The organism is Chryseobacterium sp. SSA4.19 (assembly GCF_022601875.1).
Lineage (GTDB): Bacteria > Bacteroidota > Bacteroidia > Flavobacteriales > Weeksellaceae > Chryseobacterium.
The window spans coordinates 25,092-48,389 of sequence record NZ_JAKVIP010000001.1 but is presented as its reverse complement, the minus strand read 5'-3'; the positions used below and the strand labels follow the sequence as shown (position 1 = coordinate 48,389).

The 23,298-nt window shown below is 37.8% G+C and carries 19 protein-coding genes; 8 read left to right on the top strand and 11 right to left on the bottom strand.

Annotated elements, in window-relative coordinates:
• The gene (locus tag MKJ01_RS00205) at positions 1 to 870 is read right to left on the bottom strand and encodes a lamin tail domain-containing protein (RefSeq protein ID WP_241610815.1); all 870 of its coding nucleotides are present in this window, start codon (positions 868 to 870) and stop codon (positions 1 to 3) included.
• A 147-nt stretch (positions 871 to 1,017) separates the two neighbouring features.
• On the bottom strand, positions 1,018 to 1,797 hold the full coding sequence (locus MKJ01_RS00200; protein ID WP_241610813.1) for a T9SS type A sorting domain-containing protein: 780 nt from the start codon (positions 1,795 to 1,797) through the stop codon (positions 1,018 to 1,020).
• Between the two features lie 172 nt (positions 1,798 to 1,969).
• On the opposite strand from MKJ01_RS00200, the gene MKJ01_RS00195 reads away from it, so the two are divergent.
• Positions 1,970 to 5,194: a hypothetical protein gene (locus MKJ01_RS00195; RefSeq protein WP_241610811.1), complete on the top strand. Its 3,225-nt coding sequence runs from the start codon at positions 1,970 to 1,972 to the stop codon at positions 5,192 to 5,194.
• 107 nt (positions 5,195 to 5,301) lie between these two features.
• Complete coding sequence (dusB, locus tag MKJ01_RS00190) at positions 5,302 to 6,303, top strand: tRNA dihydrouridine synthase DusB (protein WP_241610809.1); 1,002 nt, start codon at positions 5,302 to 5,304, stop codon at positions 6,301 to 6,303.
• 52 nt (positions 6,304 to 6,355) lie between these two features.
• On the opposite strand, the gene deoC is transcribed toward dusB, so the two are convergent.
• The 5 genes from deoC to MKJ01_RS00165 form a co-directional block, all read right to left on the bottom strand.
• Positions 6,356 to 7,099: a deoxyribose-phosphate aldolase gene (gene deoC, locus MKJ01_RS00185; RefSeq protein WP_241610806.1), complete on the bottom strand. Its 744-nt coding sequence runs from the start codon at positions 7,097 to 7,099 to the stop codon at positions 6,356 to 6,358.
• Positions 7,100 to 7,103: 4 nt separating this feature from the next.
• Positions 7,104 to 7,574: an Lrp/AsnC ligand binding domain-containing protein gene (locus MKJ01_RS00180; protein ID WP_241610805.1), complete on the bottom strand. Its 471-nt coding sequence runs from the start codon at positions 7,572 to 7,574 to the stop codon at positions 7,104 to 7,106.
• A gap of 26 nt (positions 7,575 to 7,600) precedes the next feature.
• The gene (locus MKJ01_RS00175; RefSeq protein WP_241610804.1) at positions 7,601 to 8,536 is read right to left on the bottom strand and encodes a hypothetical protein; all 936 of its coding nucleotides are present in this window, start codon (positions 8,534 to 8,536) and stop codon (positions 7,601 to 7,603) included.
• Between the two features lie 374 nt (positions 8,537 to 8,910).
• Positions 8,911 to 9,582, bottom strand: a complete 672-nt coding sequence (gene trmD / locus MKJ01_RS00170) for a tRNA (guanosine(37)-N1)-methyltransferase TrmD (RefSeq protein WP_241610803.1) — start codon at positions 9,580 to 9,582, stop codon at positions 8,911 to 8,913.
• Positions 9,579 to 10,841 carry an NAD(P)/FAD-dependent oxidoreductase gene (locus MKJ01_RS00165; RefSeq protein WP_241610802.1) on the bottom strand — a complete coding sequence of 421 codons (1,263 nt, stop codon included), beginning with the start codon at positions 10,839 to 10,841 and terminating at the stop codon, positions 9,579 to 9,581. The genes trmD and MKJ01_RS00165 overlap by 4 nt, the downstream gene beginning before the upstream one ends.
• A 65-nt stretch (positions 10,842 to 10,906) precedes the next feature.
• On the opposite strand from MKJ01_RS00165, the gene MKJ01_RS00160 reads away from it, so the two are divergent.
• Positions 10,907 to 11,770 (top strand): glycoside hydrolase family 25 protein, encoded by an 864-nt coding sequence (locus MKJ01_RS00160; protein WP_241610801.1) that lies wholly within the window; start codon positions 10,907 to 10,909, stop codon positions 11,768 to 11,770.
• Here MKJ01_RS00160 and MKJ01_RS00155 read toward each other — a convergent pair.
• Both MKJ01_RS00155 and MKJ01_RS00150 read right to left on the bottom strand, forming a co-directional pair.
• Positions 11,767 to 13,413 carry an alpha/beta fold hydrolase gene (locus tag MKJ01_RS00155; protein WP_241610800.1) on the bottom strand — a complete coding sequence of 549 codons (1,647 nt, stop codon included), beginning with the start codon at positions 13,411 to 13,413 and terminating at the stop codon, positions 11,767 to 11,769. The two genes, MKJ01_RS00160 and MKJ01_RS00155, sit on opposite strands and share 4 nt — an antisense overlap.
• A 122-nt stretch (positions 13,414 to 13,535) precedes the next feature.
• Positions 13,536 to 14,672, bottom strand: coding sequence for an 8-amino-7-oxononanoate synthase (locus MKJ01_RS00150; RefSeq protein WP_241632401.1), 1,137 nt, complete (start codon positions 14,670 to 14,672; stop codon positions 13,536 to 13,538).
• 150 nt (positions 14,673 to 14,822) lie between these two features.
• Between MKJ01_RS00150 and MKJ01_RS00145 the strand changes: the two genes are divergently transcribed.
• Positions 14,823 to 16,724 carry an ABC-F family ATP-binding cassette domain-containing protein gene (locus tag MKJ01_RS00145; RefSeq protein WP_241610798.1) on the top strand — a complete coding sequence of 634 codons (1,902 nt, stop codon included), beginning with the start codon at positions 14,823 to 14,825 and terminating at the stop codon, positions 16,722 to 16,724.
• Between the two features lie 70 nt (positions 16,725 to 16,794).
• Here MKJ01_RS00145 and MKJ01_RS00140 read toward each other — a convergent pair whose 3' ends face one another.
• Positions 16,795 to 17,853 (bottom strand): Gfo/Idh/MocA family oxidoreductase, encoded by a 1,059-nt coding sequence (locus MKJ01_RS00140; RefSeq protein ID WP_241610796.1) that lies wholly within the window; start codon positions 17,851 to 17,853, stop codon positions 16,795 to 16,797.
• A 165-nt stretch (positions 17,854 to 18,018) separates the two neighbouring features.
• On the opposite strand from MKJ01_RS00140, the gene MKJ01_RS00135 reads away from it, so the two are divergent.
• From MKJ01_RS00135 to MKJ01_RS00125, 3 genes are all read left to right on the top strand, one after another.
• Positions 18,019 to 20,199: a TonB-dependent siderophore receptor gene (locus MKJ01_RS00135; protein WP_241610794.1), complete on the top strand. Its 2,181-nt coding sequence runs from the start codon at positions 18,019 to 18,021 to the stop codon at positions 20,197 to 20,199.
• An 85-nt stretch (positions 20,200 to 20,284) separates the two neighbouring features.
• Positions 20,285 to 20,800, top strand: a complete 516-nt coding sequence (locus MKJ01_RS00130) for a PepSY domain-containing protein (RefSeq protein ID WP_241610792.1) — start codon at positions 20,285 to 20,287, stop codon at positions 20,798 to 20,800.
• Positions 20,801 to 20,950: 150 nt separating this feature from the next.
• Positions 20,951 to 21,544 carry a hypothetical protein gene (locus MKJ01_RS00125; protein ID WP_241610790.1) on the top strand — a complete coding sequence of 198 codons (594 nt, stop codon included), beginning with the start codon at positions 20,951 to 20,953 and terminating at the stop codon, positions 21,542 to 21,544.
• 108 nt (positions 21,545 to 21,652) lie between these two features.
• Here the strand turns inward: MKJ01_RS00125 and MKJ01_RS00120 are convergent, their stop codons facing one another.
• The gene (locus tag MKJ01_RS00120; protein WP_241611170.1) at positions 21,653 to 22,288 is read right to left on the bottom strand and encodes a peroxiredoxin; all 636 of its coding nucleotides are present in this window, start codon (positions 22,286 to 22,288) and stop codon (positions 21,653 to 21,655) included.
• 98 nt (positions 22,289 to 22,386) lie between these two features.
• On the opposite strand from MKJ01_RS00120, the gene MKJ01_RS00115 reads away from it, so the two are divergent.
• Entirely contained in the window at positions 22,387 to 23,271 is an 885-nt protein-coding gene (locus MKJ01_RS00115; protein ID WP_241610787.1) for a mechanosensitive ion channel family protein, read from the top strand.
• The last annotated feature ends 27 nt before the right edge of the window (positions 23,272 to 23,298 follow it).

Here is a 23,298-nt window from a genome sequence, read left to right as displayed (position 1 = left end):
TCAGTCTCTGACAATTTTTTGGGAAACCGGTGCGTTATTGATCATTCCCGTTACTGTATATTTTCCTTTGGGTAATTCGGTAAGATCAAGTCCGTGGGAAATCTTGGTTGGCGAAGTCATGACCACTTGTCCGAATTCATCATACACCTTCACATTCTGAACTTCGCCCCCGAAAACAATATCATTATTGTCTTTCACAAAAGGATTGACAATAAAATTAAATTTTGAATAATTCACATCCACATCAGCGATGGTCGTACTGCCGTTTATACTCATTGAATTTACGAGACTTGCAGGTGCAATCACAAAATCAGGTACATTGGAAGGTGTATTTTCCATTCTTTTGAATGAAGTAGCAGCAGTAGGTGTAATTCCCGCTCCTGTACCGGCAAATCGTACAGTACTTCCATAGTTTACAAGATCTATGATCTGAGGATCATTAGGACTGATCACCTGTAATGCATTACCTGCCAGTACTACCCTGCCGGAAATCCTGTCAATGTCCAGACCTTCAGATGAACTTTGTGAGCCGTCGAAATTCATAATGTTTGCTGCCATAAAATCAGGAGCCGGGAGATCCGTGGTTCCTCCTCCGCCTGATCCTTCCTGAATAAGATAACTTTGACCGGGAGATAAAGTAATATCAGGCAGTGTATGATATTGAGCAAAATTTTTATTTGAAGGTGCATACTGTAAAGTAGCTCCTTGTAAAGAAGCAGTTTCAGTACCTATATTTTTAAGGATAATATAATCATTTTTTAAGGTAGAACCCGCATCTCCACCTCCGCCATATATTTCACTGATGATGATCTGGGCTTGAGCCAGTACACTGAATGAAACAAAATCTATAAGAGTAAATATTTTTTTCATAAAAATGCATTTAGTGTATCAAAAATTACAAAAAGGGTACCATGTTTAACAAAAATGCTTCATAAAAGCATAAAAATCAATATGCCTTCAAGCACATAAAAACCTCCGCTTCAATGAAGCGGAGGCTGTATTTATATGCGTTTTATATTAATCTTTTAAGATTTTTTCAGAAACCGGTTTGTTGTTTACTATTCCTGTAACAATGTAATTTCCTTTCTGTAGTTCAGCAATGTTTAATGATTCGTTTTCTTTTACAGAAGCTGTTTTTACGATCTGTCCAACCATGTTATAAATTTTTACATCTTTAACTGGAGCCCCAAAAGAAATCTGTTCAGTAGTGACAAAAGTATTTTTTACAAAACTTCCTTTTTTACCTGCTAAGTCAGAAACTGCTAAAGTTCCGGCGGCAGTCCATGAAACATCATCAATTGTTATTTGCTTATTACCAGATGCAGTACCTGTAGGATAAGATATTCTTATTGTAACAGGTCCGGAAGTATTAACGGTCGTGTTAGAAGTATATACTGTAGGATCAGCACCTGCAGCACCAAATGCAGGAATTACTGTTGTTTGAATTCCATTTATAAAAACAGCTAAAACTCGGTTATTTGTACCTGCTGTAAATGCTTTTCTATATTTGAAGGTAAAAGTACCCACTCCATTTGGGATGACAAATTCTACAGAGCTCGGCTCATCTGATCTTCTTAACAGAATTCCTTTACCATTGATTGAATAATTATCAGAAGTACCTGAACCTTCATCTCTCGAATGTACATAGTTTACAGTAACACCAGAAGTCTGTCCGGCAAAAGAACCGTTTGCATAAGAGCTTGTCAAAGCAGTCTGGGCTTCAAAATTTTCACTTCCCTGTCCGAATGCTGTAGTTGAGAAAACAGCAGCTGCCAATAAAGAATAAATTTTTTTCATGATTTAAAATTTAATATTAATAATTTGTATGGCAAAATTATAGCATTTTTTCAGCTTAACGCAATAAAGAGATTAATTTTTTGTTAATACTACTAAAACCCTTTCCGTTAACATTTTTTGGTTATTTTTACGGATTATTTTAAAAGGCTTGCGAAATTATATCCTGATATTCGTGTTGTTTTTTATAGGCATATTTTCAGGTAATGCCCAGGTATTTACGTGGAAAAATCCCAATCTTCCACAAGACAGCCTAAGGCGTGACAGTATTAACCAGGACAGCATTCTCGCTTTCAGATTCGAGCAGGATATTTTTGCAAAAGATACGCTGGATTTTGTAAAAAACAGCAACAGAATTGTTGTTGACGAAGCCGTTCTTGCCAGAAATGATAAAAAAAGATTTTTAGGAGAATTGAATTCCAAAGGATCCATCATCAAAGGGATTACTTTCGGCAATAACCAGGGACAGTCGGTTCAGAGTTCCATGGACCTTCAGATTTCAGGAAGACTATCTAAGGATGTGACCATTTTAGCCAGTATTTCCGATCACAATCTTCCGATTCAGGCGGACGGATATACCCAGACGCTGGAAGAATTTGACAAAATTTACATGCAGCTTAATATTAAGGATAAATCGATCCTTAGGGCCGGCCACCTTGATTTGGTAGAAGCAAAAAATTATTTTGCCAAATATCAGAGACGCAGTATGGGGCTTGAGTTCCAGACAGAGTTTGGAAAAGAAAATAAAACATTTGTAGATGTTTCTATGGGCGTCGCGCGAAGCGAGTTCCACAGGATCCGTTTCCAGGGAATTGAAGGCAATCAGGGGCCTTACCGTTTAACCGGAAAAAACGGAGAACAGTTTATTACGCTGATCTCAGGTTCTGAACAGGTTTTCATTGACGGTATTTTGATGAAGCGTGGAGAAAATCAGGATTACGTTATTAATTACAATACGGGGGAAGTCACTTTCACCAGTTTCCGTCCGATTTTCCAGCAGAATTTCATTACCATTTCCTATAATTATACCAACAGGAATTACTCAAGATACTTATTTACCGGAAAAGTTGAACACAAGAGAGAAAAACTGAAGCTTGGACTGAACTGGTTCATGGAGAATGATAATAAAAATGCACCGCTTGCCCTGAATCTCTCTGCGGAAGACCAGCAGATTCTTGCCGAAGCGGGAAATAACCCTAACCTCATGTACGCTCCATCCGGCGTTGTTACGGAATATGATGTAAATAAGATCCTCTATCGGATGGTTCAGAGCCCTGGAGGGAATTACTATGAGTTCTCAACGGATTCTTCCCAAACATTGTATACGGTTTCCTATACCTATTTCGGAGCTAATCTCGGAGATTATAAAATTACCCAGACAACCAATAATGGTCGTGTATTCGCCTACGCAGGCCCGAATATGGGTGATTACAGAGCAGTAAGAAAGCTGCCTTCCCCGGAAAAATCCCAGGTATATTCATTGAATTCCGAATATCTGTTAAAAGACGGAAAAATAGGTGCCGATATTTCCTTGAGCAATTATGACCTGAATTTATTTTCCTCAAAGGATTCGGATCAGAATATAGGGTATGCCTGGAGAATTTTCGGAAATAAAACATTCACAAAAAACAATTGGAAAGGAACCCCGAATTTTGAATATCAGTATATCGACCGGCAATTTCATATTTTAGACAGGATCAATGACGTAGAATTCTCTAGAGATTTCAACTTAGCCCAGGAATTCAGTGGCAGGACACAGAACCGGTTTATTTTCAGCTTTCTGAATAAATGGAATAACAAATCAACATTAAACTACAGAATCAATTACCTTGATGAGCAGGATACTTATAAAGGGATCAAGAATGATCTGGATTTCGGATGGATCAGCGGCAAATTTTTCACCAAAGGAAATTTATCTTATCTGAATACAAACGCCGTTTTTCAGGACACCAAATTCATCCGTGGTGGTGCCTCTACCGAATACACCGGTAAAAAAGGAAGCTGGGCAGTAGGCGGAAGTATGGAGCACAATGAAAAAAAATATAATGATACCCAGCTGATGGATGTCACCAGTTTCAGCTGGAAAGAAGTATTTGTCCAAAAGAAAATCGGTGACAGCACAAGGACAAAACTACTGGCGAAAGTGTATATGCGCGATAATGATTCCGTCCGCGATAACAGGCTTCAGAGCATGAATAATATTTTAGGTTTTATGGCGGAAAGCCAGCTCATCAAAACTGAAAAAACAACGTTAAACGCTCTTTTGCATTACAGAAAATTTTTCTATCAGAACCAGGATGCCGATATGTCCAGAAATAATGATTTTGTAGTCGGGAATATTCTTTACAACCAGCAGCTTTTCAGAAACGGGATGCGTCTGCAGGCATTTTATGAACTTGGAAACGGACAGGAAGCCCAGAGGGAATTCCAGTATATTAAAGTGACAGACGGCCAGGGCATTTATAAATGGACAGATTATAACGGTGATGGTGTTCAGCAGCTGGATGAGTTTGAAATTGCAGAATACTCTGATTTGGCACAATATATACGGGTGTATACCAATTCCGTAAGATATATTCCGTCCAACAAAAATAAAATTCAGCTGGCGTTATTTGTTAATCCTTCTGTTGTATTTAATTCTGAAAACAAGTTTTTGAAGCGGTGGAACTTCAACGTTTCATTAAATTCCCAAAACTCATTCTATAAAAAGGATAAGGTGCTTGTGCTGAATCCATTTGAGAAAAGTGATGACCAGATTCTTAAAAACCAGAATATTTTAGCATCAGTTCAGTTCAGCCCGACTGATAAATCCGGATGGAACGGAAACTATCGTTTTATATCCAATGACAACCTCATCAATGCCAATTTCAGCAATGAAGAACGGGAACAGGTTTCTCATTTTCTAAACGTCGGGTATTGGTTCAATAAAGAATTCAGGATTGACTGGGAAAACTCCGTGCACGATATCCAGAACTCCTCTCAATTATTCGCCACGAGAGATTACCGGCTGAATAATTTTGAAACGAAGCCAAAAGCGACGTATAAATTTACGGATGCTATTCAGGCTGAGCTCTCTTCTGCTTTCCGCCAGAAAGACCGTGTGGATGGAGAAGAGCTTCTGAAAGCATTTGATGTGACCGGAACCATCCAGTGGGAGCGCAGGAAGACTTCTATCAGAGGAAACTTTTCATTCATCAACAACAATTTCAACGGGAATAATTTCAGTATTGTCGGAAACCAGATGCTGGACGGTCTGAAACCTGGCAAGAACCAGGTCTGGAGCGTATTTATCCAACAGGCAATTAATTCTTTCCTGCAATTGAATTTAAATTACGAGGGGAGAAACTCCGGAGAACGGACCATCCATATAGGAAGCATGCAGGTGAAAGCGAGTTTCTAATACCAATCCGTTTGAACAGTTAAATATAAATTTTCGCCTTAAATCCATCCATCACATTAATAGATATTATCATATTCTCAAAGTTTATAATTTTGTAAATTTGCACCATGATAAAAATTGGCAATATAGAACTGCCGGAATTTCCGCTTTTATTGGCACCGATGGAGGATGTGAGCGATCCGCCGTTCAGAAGGCTGTGCAAAATGCATGGTGCAGACATGATGTATTCAGAGTTTATCTCTTCTGAAGGCTTGATCCGTGATGCGATGAAGAGCCGAAAAAAGCTTGATATTTTTGACTATGAGAGGCCCGTAGGAATCCAGATTTTCGGAGGTGATGAAGAAGCCATGGCTATGTCTGCAAGAATTGTGGAAACCGTGAACCCTGATCTTGTAGATATCAATTTCGGCTGTCCTGTAAAAAAAGTGGTATGTAAAGGAGCCGGAGCAGGCGTTTTGAAAGATATTGACTTGATGGTCCGCTTAACGAAAGCCGTAGTAAGCTCAACAAGCCTGCCGGTAACCGTAAAAACACGGTTAGGTTGGGACAGCACTTCCATTAATATCGATGAGGTGGCGGAACGTCTTCAGGAAACCGGGATCAAAGCACTGACGATCCATGCAAGAACCCGCGCACAGATGTATAAAGGGGAAGCCGACTGGGAACATATCTCAAGAATTAAGCAAAACCCTAATATCGAAATTCCTATTTTTGGAAACGGTGATATTGATTCTCCTGAAAAAGCGTTGGAATACAAACAGAAATATGCGTGTGACGGAATTATGATCGGCCGTGCCGCAATCGGGTATCCCTGGATCTTTAATGAAATAAAACATTTCTTTAAAACCGGAGAACATTTGCAGGCACCTAAAATTGAAGACCGTTTGCTTGCAGTCCGCCAGCATGCGGAATGGAGCGCGGAATGGAAAGGTGAAAAACTGGGACTGATTGAAATGAGGCAGCATTACAGCAATTATTTCCGTGGTGTGCCACACTTCAAAGATTTCAGAAAGAAATTCCTGGAAGTGTTTACTTTAGAAGAAATGGATGCTCTGATTCACGAAACCCAGGCATTTTATTCAGATTATCTGGCACAGCAGCAGGCATAAAATATAAAACCATCAACATTACCTGATGGTTTTTCACTTTATTATCTGCTTGTTAATATCCGTTTGTTCCTGCCTGGTCTTTTATTAAGGCCAATGCTGAAGAGGTGCCAATTCTTTTCACGCCGAGGCTGATCATTTTTTCCGCGTCTTCAGGGGTTCTTACTCCTCCTGATGCTTTTACAGACAGTTTTCCTGCATGGGCAAGCATTATCTTTATCCCCTCGAATGTAGCTCCGTTTGGCTTTCCATCTGCCGTTTGGTAAAATCCGGTAGATGATTTGACAAAAATTTCCGGAAGATCATCTTCAGAGAAATTGTCTTCTGCCCAATCGGAAATATGCTGCGTAAGATCTGCGATCTGCTCATCGGTAAGTGCTGCGATCTCAATAATCCATTTGGCAACTTTATGATGTCCTAAACAAAGCTGTGTACACTTTATGAATTCTTCCTGGACAATGTGTAAATCTCCCTGCAGATAGGCAGAATAGTTGATAACAAAGTCCAGCTCGTCTGCTTCATCAGCAATCGCTTTGGAGGCTTCTGCAAATTTTTCGTCTAAAGAATACGTGCCTTCATGAAAACCGATAACCGTACCCACCACAACACCGGATTTTTTTTCTTTGATATATTTTTTAATATCTGCCACGTAATCCGGACGGATCATCACGGCAAAAAAATTGTGGTCAATAGCTTCCTGAGTAAGATCTATATCTTTCTGTAACGTTTCCTCATGTGATAGTCCTGACTGTTGAGGAGTTTTCAAATAGGTTGAATCCAAATACTGGGCAATATTCATACTGTTATACTTTCAATTGTCTGTAAATACCTTGTTCCAAAGATATGAAAGTTTCTGTTCTTGTAACTCCTTTCAACTTCTGAAGTTTACTGAGTATCTGCATCAGGTGATCATTGTCTTTACACAGGACTTTCAGGAAAATGGTATAATTTCCTGTGGTATAATGAGCTTCCACCACCTCATTGATATCTTTGAGAGACTTTACCATATCGGGATAATGGCTGGGTTTATCCAGAAAAACACCGATATAAGAAATAACTTTATATCCTATTTTATTAGGATTGAGAAAGGAGATGGAGTTTTCAATAACGCCTGCCTGTTCAAGTTTCTTAATCCTTTGGTGAACGGCAGTAGTTGATATGCCGATATTTTTAGAAATGTGGGCCAAAGATGTTTTGGCATTATCCATCAGCATATAAATAATTTCTTTGTCAATTGAGTCTAACTGATAGCTCATGTCATCTGAATTTTTCATACTTTATTTATGTTTTTTGTATTTTATTATTTGGCTCCGAATTTTACAAAAACCGGGAAATGATCGCTGTATCCGCCTAAATAGCGAGTCCCGGAATAGGTACGGAAAGGCCGGCCTTCAAACTTCCGGTCCCGGCTGCTGATCTGTGGTGGGCTGAATACCTCAGCACTATGAAAAGGCAATATACTGTCAATACTGAAAAATGATTTTGACAAAATGATCTGGTCAAAAAGCAATCCTGATCTGTAATGGAAAGTAGAATATTTTCTTGCTGAGAATAATAGCTGAAAAGGGTTCTCCAGTACTTTCTCGTGCCCTGCATTGTAGAGCATTTGCACCAAATTTTCATCGGTTGGATTTTCATTAAAATCACCGCATAGAATTATATTCTTTTCGTCGTCATTGATGATACTTAAAATCTTCTTCCGTATTTCGTGCAGAATATGGATTCTTTTCGGACCATTAATTTTTTTTTCCCGCTGAGAAGGAAGATGAACCACAAAAACATCGATTTCCTTTTCCTTATATCTCACTTTTGAATAAAGTACATCCCTGGTTGTGCCGTAACTTTCTGAATTTTTATTTTCTGGTTCGAATAAAAAAGTGATGGCTTCTGAATGCTTAACCTCAACTTTATTTTTGTCATACAGCAATGCAACATCCACCTTTCTTTCATCTTTAGAATGGTAATGAACGATTCCATATTCAGAATTAAAAGGCTCGATTTTCACAAGATCATCAAGTACCTGTCTTCCTGAAACTTCCGATAAGCCAATCATAAATGGCAGTATCCCCTTATCTTCTTTTATCAGTCTGAAAACGTGTGATATTTTGGAGAGCTTGCTCTGATATTTTCTCTCATCCCAGTTTCTCAGGCCCGAAACTGTAGGGTCTGATTTATGTTTAGGCTTGGGATCGGGTAAAAATAAATTTTCAACATTGTAAAAACTGAACAGCTCCATTAACACACTTTTGCTAAAATTTAATAAAGACTATTTACTTCTGCATGTAAATTTATTATTTTATTTAATACTCGATTAATATTTTTATGCAATTTTCAGATTAATTTTATATTTAAAATCTAAAAAATACAAGGAAATTTTAAATTAAAACAATTATAAACATTCATTTTTTTTACTTCTTTAAAACAGAAAAGACTAAGGGAAATAAGAAATATTTCTATAGAAAATCATTTTTAACAATCCCTATACTTTAATTTAAAATAATTAATGAATATTTTTAGGTAAAATTTAAATCTTGAAAAATTGTTATTCCGTTTATTTGCATTAGAAAATAAAAATCAAACAATAGAGAATAAAATATCAGTTTTCGCTTTTTATAATAAATCGGGACGCTTTTCCTTCGTAATCCGTACCGCTTCATCATGGCGCCATTCTTCAATTTTAGGAAAATTTCCGCTTAAAAGAATTTTAGGAACTTCCAGCCCCTGATATACTTCAGGACGCGTATAGATTGGCGGTGAAAGAAGATCATCCTGGAAGCTGTCCGTCAAAGCACTTTGCTCATCATTCAGAACGCCGGGAAGCAGGCGGATCACAGAGTCTGCCAGAACGCAGGCAGCCAATTCGCCTCCGGTGAGTACATAATCTCCAATAGAAATTTCTCGGGTAATATGCAGGTCTCTCACACGCTGATCAATCCCTTTATAGTGCCCGCACAGGAAGATCAGGTTATTTTTAATAGAAAGGGTATTGGCAATCTTCTGATTTAAAGTAACACCGTCCGGTGTCAGGTAAATGATATCATCATATTCCCGTTGGGACTTTAGTTCGGTAATGCACTTATCGATAGGTTCTACCATCATCACCATTCCTGCTCCGCCTCCGTAAGGTTCATCATCAATCTGCCGGTGTTTATTAACGGCCCAATCCCTCAGCTGGTGGAAATGCACTTCTGCAAGCCCTTTGTCCATGGCTCTTTTCAAAATAGAAGTTCTGAACGGGCTTTCCATGAGATCAGGGAGCACGCTTATAATATCAATTCTCATTGTACTGTTTCGTTTTTCTTATTCGGTAAAATAATGAGTCGTAAGGAAGAATCTTTGTTAAAATAGCTCCACATCCAGTTAAAAAACACAGCCAGCTTATTTCTTACACTTAAGATCAGCATTAAATGCAGAAACATCCAGAAATACCAGGCAAAAAGGCCCTGAAATTTCACAAAAGGCAAATCAACTACGGCTCTGTGCTTTCCGATGGTGGCTAATGATCCTTTGTCATCATATTCATATTCTTCCCACTCACGAATGCTTTTCTTTAAAAAATTCTTCCCTAATTTTTTTGCCTGATTAATGGCTACATTGGCGACCTGCGGGTGGCCCTGCGGATACTTTGGTGTTTCCATATAAGAAATATCCCCTATGGCAAAAACGTTGTCATATCCTTTTATCCTGTTATACCGGTCCGTTATATATCTGTTCCTTACTAATTTTTCCTGGGGGAATCCATCCACTACATTTCCGGTTACTCCGGCTGCCCAGATGACATTATTAGATGGGATGGTTTTACCGCTTTTCATATAAACCTTGTCTCCGTCATAATCGGTAACATATTCCTGACTGAGGAAAACGACTCCCAGATCTTTCAGATACTCTTCAGATTTTTCCTGGGCTTCTTTGCTCATGACTGCCAAAGGCTTTTCGGTAGAACTCACTAAAATAATCTGCAGATGGTCAAAGTTCATGTACGGATAATCCCGAGGAAGGATTTCTTTTTTCATTTCAGAAAAAGCACCTGCCAGCTCTACGCCTGTCGGTCCGCTTCCAACAATAACAATATTCCAGTTACCGTCGTCACTTCTGCTTTTTTCAATAATCAGTTTTTCAAAAGTCATCAAAACATGGTTTCTGATACTGATGGCTTCCTGGGTATTTTTCATACCAAAAGCCTTTCCTTCAAGGTCTTTATTTCCGAAAAAATTTGTTTTACAGCCTGTCGCAATAACCAGTTTATCATAGCTGAATTCAGCTTCATCGGTAATGACCTTATTATTGGCGGTATCTATTTCCCGGACTTCAGTCAAACGGAACTGGGTATTTCTGGAACGCTGAAAGATTTTCCTGAACGGGAAAGAAATATTGGAAGGTTCGATCCTCCCGCACGCTACCTGATAGAAAAGAGGCTGAAACATATGATGGTTTACCCGGTCTAAAACAAGCACTTTCTTGTTTTTATTATTTAATGTTTTCGCAAGCTGCAGCCCCGCAAAACCTCCTCCTATAATGATGATCTTTTCGCGTGTTTCCATAGTAGACAAATTTACTGATTTTATTTAGCATTTGGCAGGGGAAAAAGTTAGTTTTGCAAAACTTTATGTCCCAAAAGAAATACAGCAAAAAAACCGCCAGAAAGATCCATCAGAACCGCCGGAAAACTTACTTTTTCCGGCGCAAAGTGATATTGGGCATCCTAATTATTGCACTGCTCGGGACAGGTTTCTACCTGAAACAGTCTGTTACTTACTATTATGCACTGTACTTCAATAGAACCGTTCATAAGAAGCTTCGCAACACCGAAAAAGAGTCTCAGAGGATTCAGAAAATTCTTTCAGATAATCTTGACAAAACATACGGATTTGATATTTCCCATTACCAGAATACTGAAGATATCAGCTGGGACAGCCTGAGCATCGGGAATAAAACCATTTCCCTGGAATTTGTGGTAATGCGCGCTACTATGGGAAACCGAAATGCCGATAAACATTTTAATGAATTCTGGGAACAGGCAAAAAAACATGATCTTATCCGGGGAGCTTATCATTTTTACCGTGCTGATGAAGATCCTGTGATCCAGGCCAGGAACTTTCTTGAAAATGTAAAGCTGGAAAGCGGAGACCTTCCTCCTATCCTGGATATTGAAAAAATCCCTAAACGGAAAACCAATCAGAAATTAATTGAAGACCTTAAAGTCTGGTGCAGGATTGTAGAAGAAACATATGGCGAAAAGCCTATCATTTACACGTATTACCATTATTATAAAGACTTCCTGAAAGGTGAATTTGATGACTATCCGTTATGGCTGGCGAACTATAATGATGTTCCGGCTCCTTCTCCTGAGAGTAACTGGAATTTCTGGCAGTTTACGGAAAATGGAATTGTCCACGGAATCAATACCAAAGTAGACCTGGATATATATAATGGCAGCCTATGGTCTTTGAAGGGACTGACTCTGGATTAATTTCTGATAAAATCAATAACGTCTTTATTCATCTCATCTGCAGCTTCGAAAGGAACATAATGTGACGCCTTAGGATAGATTTTAAGTTTTGCTGCAGGCAGTTCCTTGGCTAACATTTCCGTATGCTCTTTTTTAATCACGTCATTTTCACCAGCTATGACAAGGACCGGATTTTTGATCTGATGTAAGGATTTTGCGTTGATATTCGGGTGATTCAGCATTAATTTTAGCAGCCTGTATTCTGTTTTTTGCTCTTTTTCACCGGCAAGCTGTACCATTTCAGCTTTTGTTTTAAATTGTTTCAGGAGGCTTTCATCCACACCCTTAGGAAATGCATTGGCTCCGACTATGATCATCTTATTCAGATTCTGAGGATATTTTAAAGCAAATTCGAGACCTGTATTTCCGCCATCGCTCCAGCCCAGAATGTTAACTTTATTTAATTTCAGGTTGTCCATTAAAGCCTTCAGGTCATCAGCAAAAATTTTATAATTCAGCTCTGCTTCGTTATGATCTGTACTTTTACCCTGTGCTCTCGTGTCAACGGCAACTATTTTAAAATGCTTTGAAATTTCAGGAATCTGTCTGTAAAACTCTTTAATGCTCCCTCCGTTTCCATGAAGCAGGACCAGCGGCTCTCCCTCTCCGTAAATTTCGTAATATATTTCTGCATCTTTCAACCGCAAAGTATTTCCAACCGTATCATTTTTCCCGTAAACTGAATTTTCAGCCTCAATCGTATAACGGCTGATATCAGGTGCCAGCATGGAAGCACGGTCATTACTGTCCTGTGCTTCGTCTGCAACATTTTTCCCGTTTTTATCTACCTTTACATCTATATTAATAGCAGGAGCGGCGATTGTCATTTTTTTCCAGTCCCCGTAAAATTCTCTGATATAGCCGGTTCTGAACAATGCTGCACTGATCGTGATTCGGCCTTCAAACCTCTTTAGGAATTGGATCCCGACGAAAAACTTTCCCTGTACCCAGATGTTCCTGTCATTAACATCTAAAGTAAAAGTTCCGTCTTTGATCATGTCTTTTGTCAGCGCTACTGTAATTTCATCATCTGCTATATTTTTATCCGGAAGACCGTTTTTTTCACTGTAAATACTATAGCGCATCATAACAGGCTGACCAGAATTATAGCTTGCGATATTCAGGTGGATATTTTTGATCTTCGCCCGTTTGTTGGTATTGAATCCTAAGGCTGTTTCGCCCAGGAAATTACTGTTTTCCAAATCAGGGTTTACAGAATACATCACATGTTTTGTTTTTGTATTGACACCCCAGTTTTTATCGACTAATTTTTTCGGAGATATTTTTACCTCCTGAATGTTTTTTACTTTTTCTGTTAGAAAAATTGTTTTTGGATTTTGCTTGATAAAGTCGTTTACGTTTTGGGTAAAGCTGTTATACCCTGCCACCTCTATTTTTATAGTCTGAGAAACATCTGTTTTTGACAAGTCGATGGTGAAATTTCCTTTGTCATCTGAAATGGTACCTGCCGTGGTTTTTTCAACACCAATCTTTGCATAAGGAACCGGGCGGTTTTCTTCCTTGGAAATCACAGTTCCGGAAATGACCTGCGCATTGAAACAAACAGCAGCGTATACAGTAAATAAAACAATAATCTTTTTCATGGTAAAAGTTTGACACAAAAATCAATATTTCACATGATAAATACTCACAAAACCTTATTAAAATTAATCCGGGTTTAGTTAAATTTATTTTAAAAAATCAGAGACAGAATAATTTGGAGAAATTATTTAAAAGGTTTCCTCTGGATCCAATCTGTTTCAGGAGAAACGTAAGGGAATATATTTTTCATAAAGTAATTGATGAGAGGATGGCGATGCTTAATCAGTCCGAAGATTTCAGTAGGTTCCGCTCCTATAGTAGATTTTATTTCCAAGGCCGTCCTTCCGAAAATAATTCTTGAAAACCTGTTATTGATTCCGAATTCCACCATATCCAAAAGCATATTCAGATACAGCTGCTTTTCCTTCTGAAGGAGTTTATCATAACCTAAAAAATAGGTATCGATATCACGGTTATTCAAAATTAATGTATAAAAACCAATAAGCTTTTCTCCTGAAAAATATCCGAAAACCCTGAATTTCTCATTCATATATTCTTTCATAGATTCAAAATGATCCTCTGCCAGAAAGAACGTATTGAAGGATGCATTTTCAGCCACATTCTGATACAGAATATTCATTTCTCTCCGGTAAGCATGGATTTGACGAAGACTTAATTCTGCTTTTTCAATATCTATATTCTTTTTCCTTGCAGATTGAGCCCTGCTTCTGTATTTGGTAGAAAAAGCATTTATATAATCTTCGGAATCCATCCAGTTTTCCTTAAGTCTCAGTATCATATTGGGCTGCACGGAGAACCTGAAATACTTACTATGGCTTTTCCCCTGAAAATATCTGATAAAATCCGGTTGATAATCTTTATAAATAACCATCGCCGTTTTTCTTATTTCTTTTTGCATTTTCTGAACAGCTTCTTCTAGAAGCAGAATAACTTCTTCTACAGTAATTCTGGAAGTATCAAAGTAAAAACCGTTTTGCCCTGTCAGCATATTATTTCCTAAGATCAGGATATCCTTATTAAACCATTTTGTGAAAAAATTCCTGACACTGTACAAAAATCCGCTTTCCTGAAAAGTCTGATGTCCGATAAAATCCAGGTACTGAAACAAAGCACCGCCCACCAGTTCTTTATCACCATCACTGAAAACCGCCATGAAATAACATTTCATATTTTTGGGACAGGAAATTTCAAGAATATTAAAATATTCTCTGGAAAGCATAATGTTATGCTTTCCTATTACTGAGTTCCAGCTCTCCGGCAGTTCAGAAGCTGTACGGTATATTTGTAAATGATATGACATAAAAAGACCAGACAAAAATAGCGTTATCTCTTTGATATCTGACATTAATTTTAAGAGACCAGCCCACCCAACCCATTAGCCGGTTTTTTTATTGTTCCATTTTTGTACTTTTGCAGCTCAATCTAAGTTTCAACCCAATCATCAGTTTCAATGAATTACGTTTCTGCAGATAATCTCACCAAATCATACGGCATCAAAGTTTTGTTTAAAAATATTTCCTTCCATATTAATGAAGGAAACAAAATTGCCATCGTTGCCAAAAACGGAAGCGGAAAATCCACACTCCTGAAAATTTTAATGGGAAAGGAAATTGCAGACAGCGGAACCGTCACTATCAATAAAGATATCCAGGTAGTACTTTTTGACCAGGAGATTGATTTTAATCCGGAATTAACGATTGATGAATTTATGATGGCTCTTGATTCTGCCCCGATCATGGCGTTGAAAAACTATCACCAGTCATTGCATTCTACCGATAACGACTTCATCGAAAAAGCCTTGGCAGATATGGAAGCCCATAAAGCATGGGATCTGGAAAATGAAATGAAGCAGATTCTTTCCCAGCTTAAAATTACAGATCTTGAAGCGAAAATGGGAACACTTTCGGGAGGGCAGATTAAACGGGTTGCGCTGGCTAAATTATTAACGGAAACCAGAGCAGAACATCGCCATACCTTACTGATAATGGATGAGCCGACTAACCACCTTGATGTAGAAATGGTAGAATGGCTGGAAAACTACCTGAGTAAAGCAAAAATCACTTTGTTATTGGTTACACACGACCGCTACTTCCTGGACAGCGTCTGTGATACCATCTGGGAAATGGAAGACAACAATTTGTACGTTCACAACGGCGCATATGCAACATATCTTGAAAATAAGATGATCCGCGAGGACAATATGAATGCAACCATTGATAAAGCCAACAACCTGTACAGAAAGGAGCTGGAATGGATGCGCAGACAGCCGAAAGCGAGAACGACCAAATCAAAATCCAGGATTGACTCTTTTTATGAAACGGAAAAAGTGGCCAAAACCGATACCCGAAAACAAAGCCTGGAATTGGATTTTGAAATGAAAAGGCTGGGAAATAAAGTCCTTGAGCTTAAAAATATTGATAAAAGCTTCGGAAGCAAATTATTACTGAAAGATTTCAGCTACCAGTTCCAGCGTGGAGAAAAAGTAGGTATTGTAGGGAAAAACGGTGCCGGAAAATCTACTTTACTGAATATTATTCAGGGATTTGAAAAAGCTGACAAAGGGGAAATTGAAACCGGCGAAACCATTCATTTCGGATATTTTTCTCAGAAAGGGCTTCAGTATAAAGAGGATGAAAGGGTTATTGATTTCATTAAAGAAGTAGCTGAATATTATCCTTTAGCTAACGGAAAAAGCCTTTCCGCCTCACAGTTTTTAAGGTTATTTTTATTTGATGACCAGACGCAGTACTCTCCTATTTCCAAACTTTCGGGAGGCGAGAAGAGAAGGCTCCATCTGATGTATATCCTTTACCAGAACCCCAATTTTTTGATTTTTGATGAGCCGACCAATGATCTGGATCTTCCGACACTTACCGTTCTGGAAAACTTTTTACAGCAATTCCAGGGCTCTTTAATTATTGTTTCTCACGACAGGTATTTTATGGACCGTATTGTCGATCATGTTCTTGCTTTTGAAGGCGAAGGGAAAATCCGGGATTTTGTAGGAAATTTCTCAGAATACCGTGAAGCAAAAAGTCGTGCAGAATCTTCAGAAAAATCAGTTTCTCAAAAAACAGAAGCTGTAAAAGAAACTGTCTCATCTCAAAGCACCGTTCAAAGTCCTGTAAAGAAGAAAAAACTTTCTTTCAAAGAGCAGAAAGAACTTGAAAACATTGAAAAAGAAATTCCGGAATTGGAGGAAAAGAGAGCAGTCCTGTTAGAACAGCTCAATAATGAAGCTGATTATGAGAAAATTTCAAAACTTTCTGCAGAATTAGAAATCCTTTCAGAAAAGCTTGAAAGCCACGAGATGAGATGGCTGGAGCTTCAGGAAATTTTAGGAGAAGGATAAAAAAGGATAAGCTTGGAGTTATAAGTTATGAATATAAAAAGATTCATAACTTATAACTTATCATTTATAACTAGGTCAACTGAACAATCCGGCTTTCCCTGGAGCTTTCCATAGCTGCATCAATAATCTTCATATTCTGAATAACTTCTCCTCCGGGTGACGGCAAATAATATCCGAAAACAATATGTTCGTAGATATTCTGATAATAATTCATGTAATTTCCCGGTTCGCTGGAAGTTAGAACTCTTTCGGTTTCCGAATGTTCATTTAAAAAATTAAGGATTCCGTCAGCTTCTTTTAAAGGCAGAGTCCAATCCTGTCCGTAAACGGGAATAGCTCCGGCAGCTAATTCATTCTCCTGATTATCGGTTCTTTGCTGAAGAAAACTTCCGTTTTTTCCATGCAAACTATAAGCATAATGCGCTTCTTTGGTAAAAACAGAAGATTTTAGCCGAACCCTAAGCTGATCAGGATAGTATAAGATGATTTCAAAATAATCATTGGCATACGCTCTTCCTTTCATGGAAAATACATCGGCAAAAAGCTTTTCGGGAAACCCGAAATACTGCACTGCCTGATCTACCAGATGCGCACCCAGGTCATGTAATGATCCCGAACCTGTAGCTTCAGGATTTTCCTTATGGTTTTTACCGCTGGGTTCTGTCCGGAACCTGTCAAAACGGATTTCCGCTTCCTTAAGAGTTCCCAGCTTTCCTTCGCTCATAATCTTTTGAACCTGTAAATAATCACGATCGAATCTTCTGTTTTGGTACACACTCAGAAACAAACCTTTTTCTTCAGCGAATTTTACCAATTCTTCTGCTTCAGAAACATTTACCGTAAAAGGCTTTTCAACAATCACATTTTTCCCTGCTTCCAGGGCCATTCTGGTATATTCAAAGTGTGTCTGAACCGGAGTGTTAACGATTACCAGTTCTATATCTGCTTTTTCCAGCATTTCCTCTACTGAAGAGTAAATGGTTGCATCAGGATATTTTTCTTTAGACTCTTCCTTGCTTCTTTCAACAATAGAAGATAAAAAGAATCCCGGATGTTCTTTTAAAAAGGGAGCATGAAATATTTTCCCGCTCATTCCAAAAGCACAAAGCCCTGTTTTGATCAATTGCATACGATTATTTTTAACAAAGTTATTGATAAAGTCTGCAATTCACTGACCAAAACCAAATCGATTATTAGATCAATATGATATATATCAGGAATTAATTTTTATTAATTCTAAATAATAATATATTTTTGCGCTTTATTTAAAACTACTCTAAATAACAGTAAACTCATGAAAAAACAACTGGTAGCCTTAGTTTTATTATTCACAGCCGTATCCTTAAGTGCTCAGATGAAAAATACGGAAGCTGATACCATCAGAATCCAGACCATTGAAGATGTTACCCTTCATAAAACCGGAAACCCCAACCAGGCAAAGCCATTATCCACAAAATCCAATCTTACGGTAATGGAAACACCACAACCCATTGCCATCGTTACTCATGAGATTATTGAACAGCAGCAGGCTAAACAGTTGAGTGATGTGATAAGGAATGTAAACGGACTTTATCTTACCTCAGCAAGAGGTGGATCCCAAGATAGTTTTGGAGGGCGTGGTTTTACATTTGGAAATGATAATATTTTCAAAAATGGAGCAAGAGTCAACAGCGGTGTGTTTCCTGAAGTTTCCGGATTGGAAAGAGTTGAAGTATTAAAAGGTTCCAATGCCATGCTATATGGAAATGTAGGGCCTGGCGGAATTGTAAATCTTATTACAAAAAAGCCGAAATTTGAATTTGGAGGAATGGTAGGCTTCAGTGCAGGGAGCTGGAATTCATACAAACCAACAGTAGATATTTACAGTCCTTTAAGTAAAAATATTGCTGTTAGGGTAAACGGAGCATATGAATATGCAGAAAGTTTCAGAGATCTTGTACAGTCGAAAAAAAACTATTTCAATCCATCACTTTTATTTAATCTAAGCGAGAATACTCAGTTAATTGTGGAAGGAGATTATTTATATCATACTTTCACACCTGATTTTGGGATTGGAAGTGTTACCGATAATGCGACAGGCATTTCAAGATTGGCTACTGAAATTAGCAGGAATCAATTCTTGGGAACCAATTGGCAATATCAAACCAACCAACAGGCGACAACTGATGTTATTTTAAACCATAGAATAAATAATAACTGGTCTTTGAATGCTGTAGCATCCTATCAAAACTATACAAAAGATTATTTTTCCACAGAAAGGGTACAATGGAGCTATGATTCTTCAAAAAACAATTTAAATCCCACATGGATAAGACCGGTTGGTAAAAGTTATACCGAACAGAATTACACTTCTTTACAGATTAATCTAAATGGTGAGTTTAAAACAGGCCGTTTCAATCATAAAATTTTAATCGGGACGGACGGAGATTATTTACAGGCAGATGTCACTTCCTATACTACTTCCAACTTGGGTACTTTACAACTGAATAATCCTTCTACATGGGTAAATGACACCCAGATACCTGATTCTCAATTAACTTACAGAAGGAGAATACCTACAAAAAGATTAGGCGTTTATGTTCAGGATCTTATTGAATTAACAAAATCAGTAAAATTATTGGCAGGACTTCGTTATTCTTATTTAACAAACGGAGAATCTTCGGACCTTTTACTCATGCAGGATCTTAAAATTCCCGCTTTAAGCGCAAAAACTGAGGACAATGCCTTGTCTCCAAAAGTTGGCTTAATCTATAATCCAAATGAAAACCTATCGGTATTTGCAACGTATACCAATTCTTTTGTCCCGAATACAGGATTTGATCTTGATACGCGTGCGGCCTTAAAACCATCTACAGTTGATCAATATGAAATTGGTATTAAAAAGAATTTATGGAACAACGCAATTGCTGTTAATGTATCAGTTTATCAAATCAACAATAATAATACTTATACAACACCCATAATTAACCCGACAGGTGATTCGACACTAAAAATTTATGCGGGGGCAGTGAGAAGTCGTGGTGCAGAATTAGACATTACGGGAAACCCAATGAGCAATTTATCATTAATTGGCGGTGTTTCATACAATAATGCGGTTTACACAAAAACCCCGGATGGCGGCTTTGTGGAAGATCAGAGATTAGTAAGGACCCCTGCTGTTACTGCGAACGCTTCCGCTTTCTATACATTTACAAATTTTGCAAAAGGTTTAAGGGTTGGGGCAACAGCATTCTACACAGGAGACAGAAAAGCGGGCTGGAATGATGTAAAAGGTCAAAAACAGTTGACCAGAATGATCGATGTTGAAGGTTTTACCACTGTTGATTTCAGTTTAGGATACGAATTTAAAAAATTCTTAATACAGGGAAAAGTGGCTAACGTATTTGATGTTCTCAGCTACAATGTTCATGAAAATTATTCCGTAAACCCGATTACTCCAAGAAACTATTATGTTACAGTAACGTACAAGCTTTAAAAAATTTTAATATATTCTTCAATCAAAGTGGGAATTGCATCTTTGCAGTTTCCACTTTTGAAATTTTAAAAACAAACAAAACGATATGGATAAGATCAAAGACACGAGAACTTTCATGAGGATTACCCACCGCTATCTGGGATTTTTCCTTGCTGGTATTATGGCCGTGTATGCAGTCAGCGGTGTTCTGCTGGTATACAGGGATACCGATTTTCTTAAAAAAGAAAAAAAATATGAAAAAACAATCGGCAAAAACCTTTCTGAAAAAAACTTAGGAAAGGAACTGAAAATAAAAAATTTTGAAGTCCAGAAAACTGAAGGTTCTGTCTTAAAATTCAAACAGGGAATATATAACGCCGCTACAGGAGAAGCAAAATATACTAAAAAGGAACTTCCATTTATTTTAGATAAAATGACGAAACTTCATAAATCACAGTCGAAAGATACTTTGTCGCCATTAAATACTTTTTTTGGTTTCGCTTTATTCTTTTTTGTGATCTCCAGTTTCTGGATGTTCAATCCTAAAACCAAAGCTTTCAAGCGCGGAATGATGTTTACCGGTGCCGGACTTGTGGTTGCAATTATTTTACTTTTGATATAGAGGCCTGGTAACTCATACCACAAAATCCCGGAAAACGGCCTTTATTATTGGATTATAAGAATCTGAATTCACTATACTTTGAAGAGTCTGGCACATTTATTGTTTTTCTGATAACACAAATAATAAGCATAAAATATTAAATTATAAATTATGAAAAAATTAATTTTATCAGGAATATTGGCTGTTGCAGGCCTAACTACAACTGCTAATGCTCAGATTCAAAGAGGCAACTGGATGGTTGGAAGCAGTATTTTATCCAGTAACTTTGGATTGAACACAGGTGGTGGATATAACATTGCATTGCAGCCAAAAGCAGCTTACTTCATTGAAGATAATGTAGCTGTCGGTGGTTATGTTAACTTAGGTTTCAGTAAAGTAACTAACGGAAGCCCTACAAGATTTGACTACGCAGTAGGAGGTTTAGGACGTTATTACCTTTCACCTGGAGAAAACGGAGTTGACAATTTATTAAATCACGGACGTTGGTTCTTCGAAGGAAATATCGGAGTTGGAGGATCTTCTGTTGAAAACGGAAATTCTACAAGCGGTTTAGACTTCGGTGTTGGTCCTGGATACTCTTACTTCATTACTCCTAACATTGGTGTAGAAGGTTTAGTTAAATATCAGGGGCAGACAGGATTCGGAAATGAAGGTTTAAACTCTAATATCACTTTCAATGTTGGTTTCACTATTTACATTCCTACCTCCAAAGGAAGAGAAGTAGTAAACGATGTAAAACAATAATCAGAATCACTTCACACAACATATCACGTATTACACGTACATTTGAAATCGCCGCAGAAATTTTCTGCGGCGATTTTGCATACAAATTAAAACTAAAAATCAAATCAATTATATATTGGGCTGAGGCGTATATCTCAGATAAGGTTTTATTTCTTTTACTCCTTTCGGGAATATATTTTTTGCGTCTTCTGTAGAAATAGCAGGCGGCACAATGACATCATCCCCATTCTCCCAATTGGCAGGCGTTGCAATTTTATGGGAATCCGCTAACTGGAGAGCATCCAATACTCTTAAAATTTCATTGAAATTTCTTCCTGTTGAAGCAGGATATGTGATGATCAGCCTTACTTTTTTATCAGGATCAATAATTAACAGCGAACGGACTGTTGCACTAGCAGAAGCATTAGGATGAATAAAATCATAGAGCTCTGAAACTTTCCTGCCTTTATCTGCAATGATCGGAAACAGTACTTCAGTATTTTGAGTTTCATTAATATCCCGGATCCAGTTCTGGTGGTCTTCTACTCCATCTACGCTTAAAGCCAGTACTTTCGTTCCTCTTTTATCAAATTCTACAGTAAGCTTTGATGTATATCCCAGCTCAGTAGTACATACGGGAGTATAATCTGCAGGATGTGAAAACAGAATTCCCCATGAATTTCCCAGATATTCATAAAAATTCAGATCTCCTAAAGACGTTTCTGCAGTAAAGTCAGGTGCTGTATCTCCTAGTTTAATTGACATCATATTTCGTTCTTATTAGTCTACAAATTTAGTAGAGTTTTTGAGACTGGCAAAATTTTTGTTGAAAAATTGTACCTTCAAATAAAAAAATTATATTCATGGAGAAAAAGGGTTTAAGTTATATCGATGTTGTATACAATGTCCTGGAAAACTGGTATCTGAAATTTGCACAGCTTACCCCGAAACTGATCGTAGGTATCGCCGTTTTTTCTTTTTTTCTATTGACCAGTAAATATTTAAGCCTGTTTGCTGTAAAATTATTCCACAAGTTGTTCCCGAAAAGCAAAAAAGAGAGTTCGCTTGTCACACTGATCAGTATTTTCCGGTTTTTGATCATGATCATGGGAAGTTTTATTGCGCTCGAGATTATGGGATTCAGCGGTTTCCTCTGGAAATTCATCGGAAGCCTGGGAGTTGCCGGGGTGATTGCCGGAGTTGCCCTGAAAGACCTTGTATCCAGTATATTTTCCGGACTGCTGATCGGGATTGATAAGGCTTTTAAAGTGGGTGATTATATATCCATAGGAACCAATTCAGGAACAGTTTTAGAAATCGGATTTTTAACTACTAAAATTATTACGGATGACGGAAAAAAAGTATATATCCCGAATCAGGTTATTTTTAATGCTCCTTTTTCAAATATCACAGCCTCACCACAGCGAAGGATTTTTTTAAATTTTGAAATCCCTGCCGACGAAGATATCAATAAAGCCCGCGAAGGCGTGCTGGATGTACTTAAAGACCTTGAGCATGTTGACCGCCTGGACGCTGCCGAAGTTATTTTTACTGATCTGAAACAGGGTGTATTCAATCTTCAGGTAAAATTCTGGATGGAAACAGGAGCGAATATGGGATTCCTGAAAAATGATGCTTTCCTTAAAATAAAACAGCGCCTTGACCGGGACGGAATTCAGCTCGTAACACCAACCAGCATCAATATTTCTGAAGGTACTTTAAATACCCTGATTAACAGTAAGGAATAATAAAGCTGAACAACGTATTTGCAATTA

Coding starts and splice junctions, on each gene's coding strand:
- MKJ01_RS00205 (WP_241610815.1), bottom strand. CDS start 870: ATGAAAAAAATATTTACTCTTATAGATTTTGTTTCATTCAGTGTACTG.
- MKJ01_RS00200 (WP_241610813.1), bottom strand. CDS start 1,797: ATGAAAAAAATTTATTCTTTATTGGCAGCTGCTGTTTTCTCAACTACA.
- dusB (WP_241610809.1), top strand. CDS start 5,302: ATGATAAAAATTGGCAATATAGAACTGCCGGAATTTCCGCTTTTATTG.
- deoC (WP_241610806.1), bottom strand. CDS start 7,099: ATGAATATTGCCCAGTATTTGGATTCAACCTATTTGAAAACTCCTCAA.
- MKJ01_RS00180 (WP_241610805.1), bottom strand. CDS start 7,574: ATGAAAAATTCAGATGACATGAGCTATCAGTTAGACTCAATTGACAAA.
- MKJ01_RS00175 (WP_241610804.1), bottom strand. CDS start 8,536: ATGGAGCTGTTCAGTTTTTACAATGTTGAAAATTTATTTTTACCCGAT.
- trmD (WP_241610803.1), bottom strand. CDS start 9,582: ATGAGAATTGATATTATAAGCGTGCTCCCTGATCTCATGGAAAGCCCG.
- MKJ01_RS00165 (WP_241610802.1), bottom strand. CDS start 10,841: ATGGAAACACGCGAAAAGATCATCATTATAGGAGGAGGTTTTGCGGGG.
- MKJ01_RS00160 (WP_241610801.1), top strand. CDS start 10,907: ATGTCCCAAAAGAAATACAGCAAAAAAACCGCCAGAAAGATCCATCAG.
- MKJ01_RS00155 (WP_241610800.1), bottom strand. CDS start 13,413: ATGAAAAAGATTATTGTTTTATTTACTGTATACGCTGCTGTTTGTTTC.
- MKJ01_RS00150 (WP_241632401.1), bottom strand. CDS start 14,672: ATGTCATATCATTTACAAATATACCGTACAGCTTCTGAACTGCCGGAG.
- MKJ01_RS00145 (WP_241610798.1), top strand. CDS start 14,823: ATGAATTACGTTTCTGCAGATAATCTCACCAAATCATACGGCATCAAA.
- MKJ01_RS00140 (WP_241610796.1), bottom strand. CDS start 17,853: ATGCAATTGATCAAAACAGGGCTTTGTGCTTTTGGAATGAGCGGGAAA.
- MKJ01_RS00135 (WP_241610794.1), top strand. CDS start 18,019: ATGAAAAAACAACTGGTAGCCTTAGTTTTATTATTCACAGCCGTATCC.
- MKJ01_RS00130 (WP_241610792.1), top strand. CDS start 20,285: ATGGATAAGATCAAAGACACGAGAACTTTCATGAGGATTACCCACCGC.
- MKJ01_RS00125 (WP_241610790.1), top strand. CDS start 20,951: ATGAAAAAATTAATTTTATCAGGAATATTGGCTGTTGCAGGCCTAACT.
- MKJ01_RS00120 (WP_241611170.1), bottom strand. CDS start 22,288: ATGTCAATTAAACTAGGAGATACAGCACCTGACTTTACTGCAGAAACG.
- MKJ01_RS00115 (WP_241610787.1), top strand. CDS start 22,387: ATGGAGAAAAAGGGTTTAAGTTATATCGATGTTGTATACAATGTCCTG.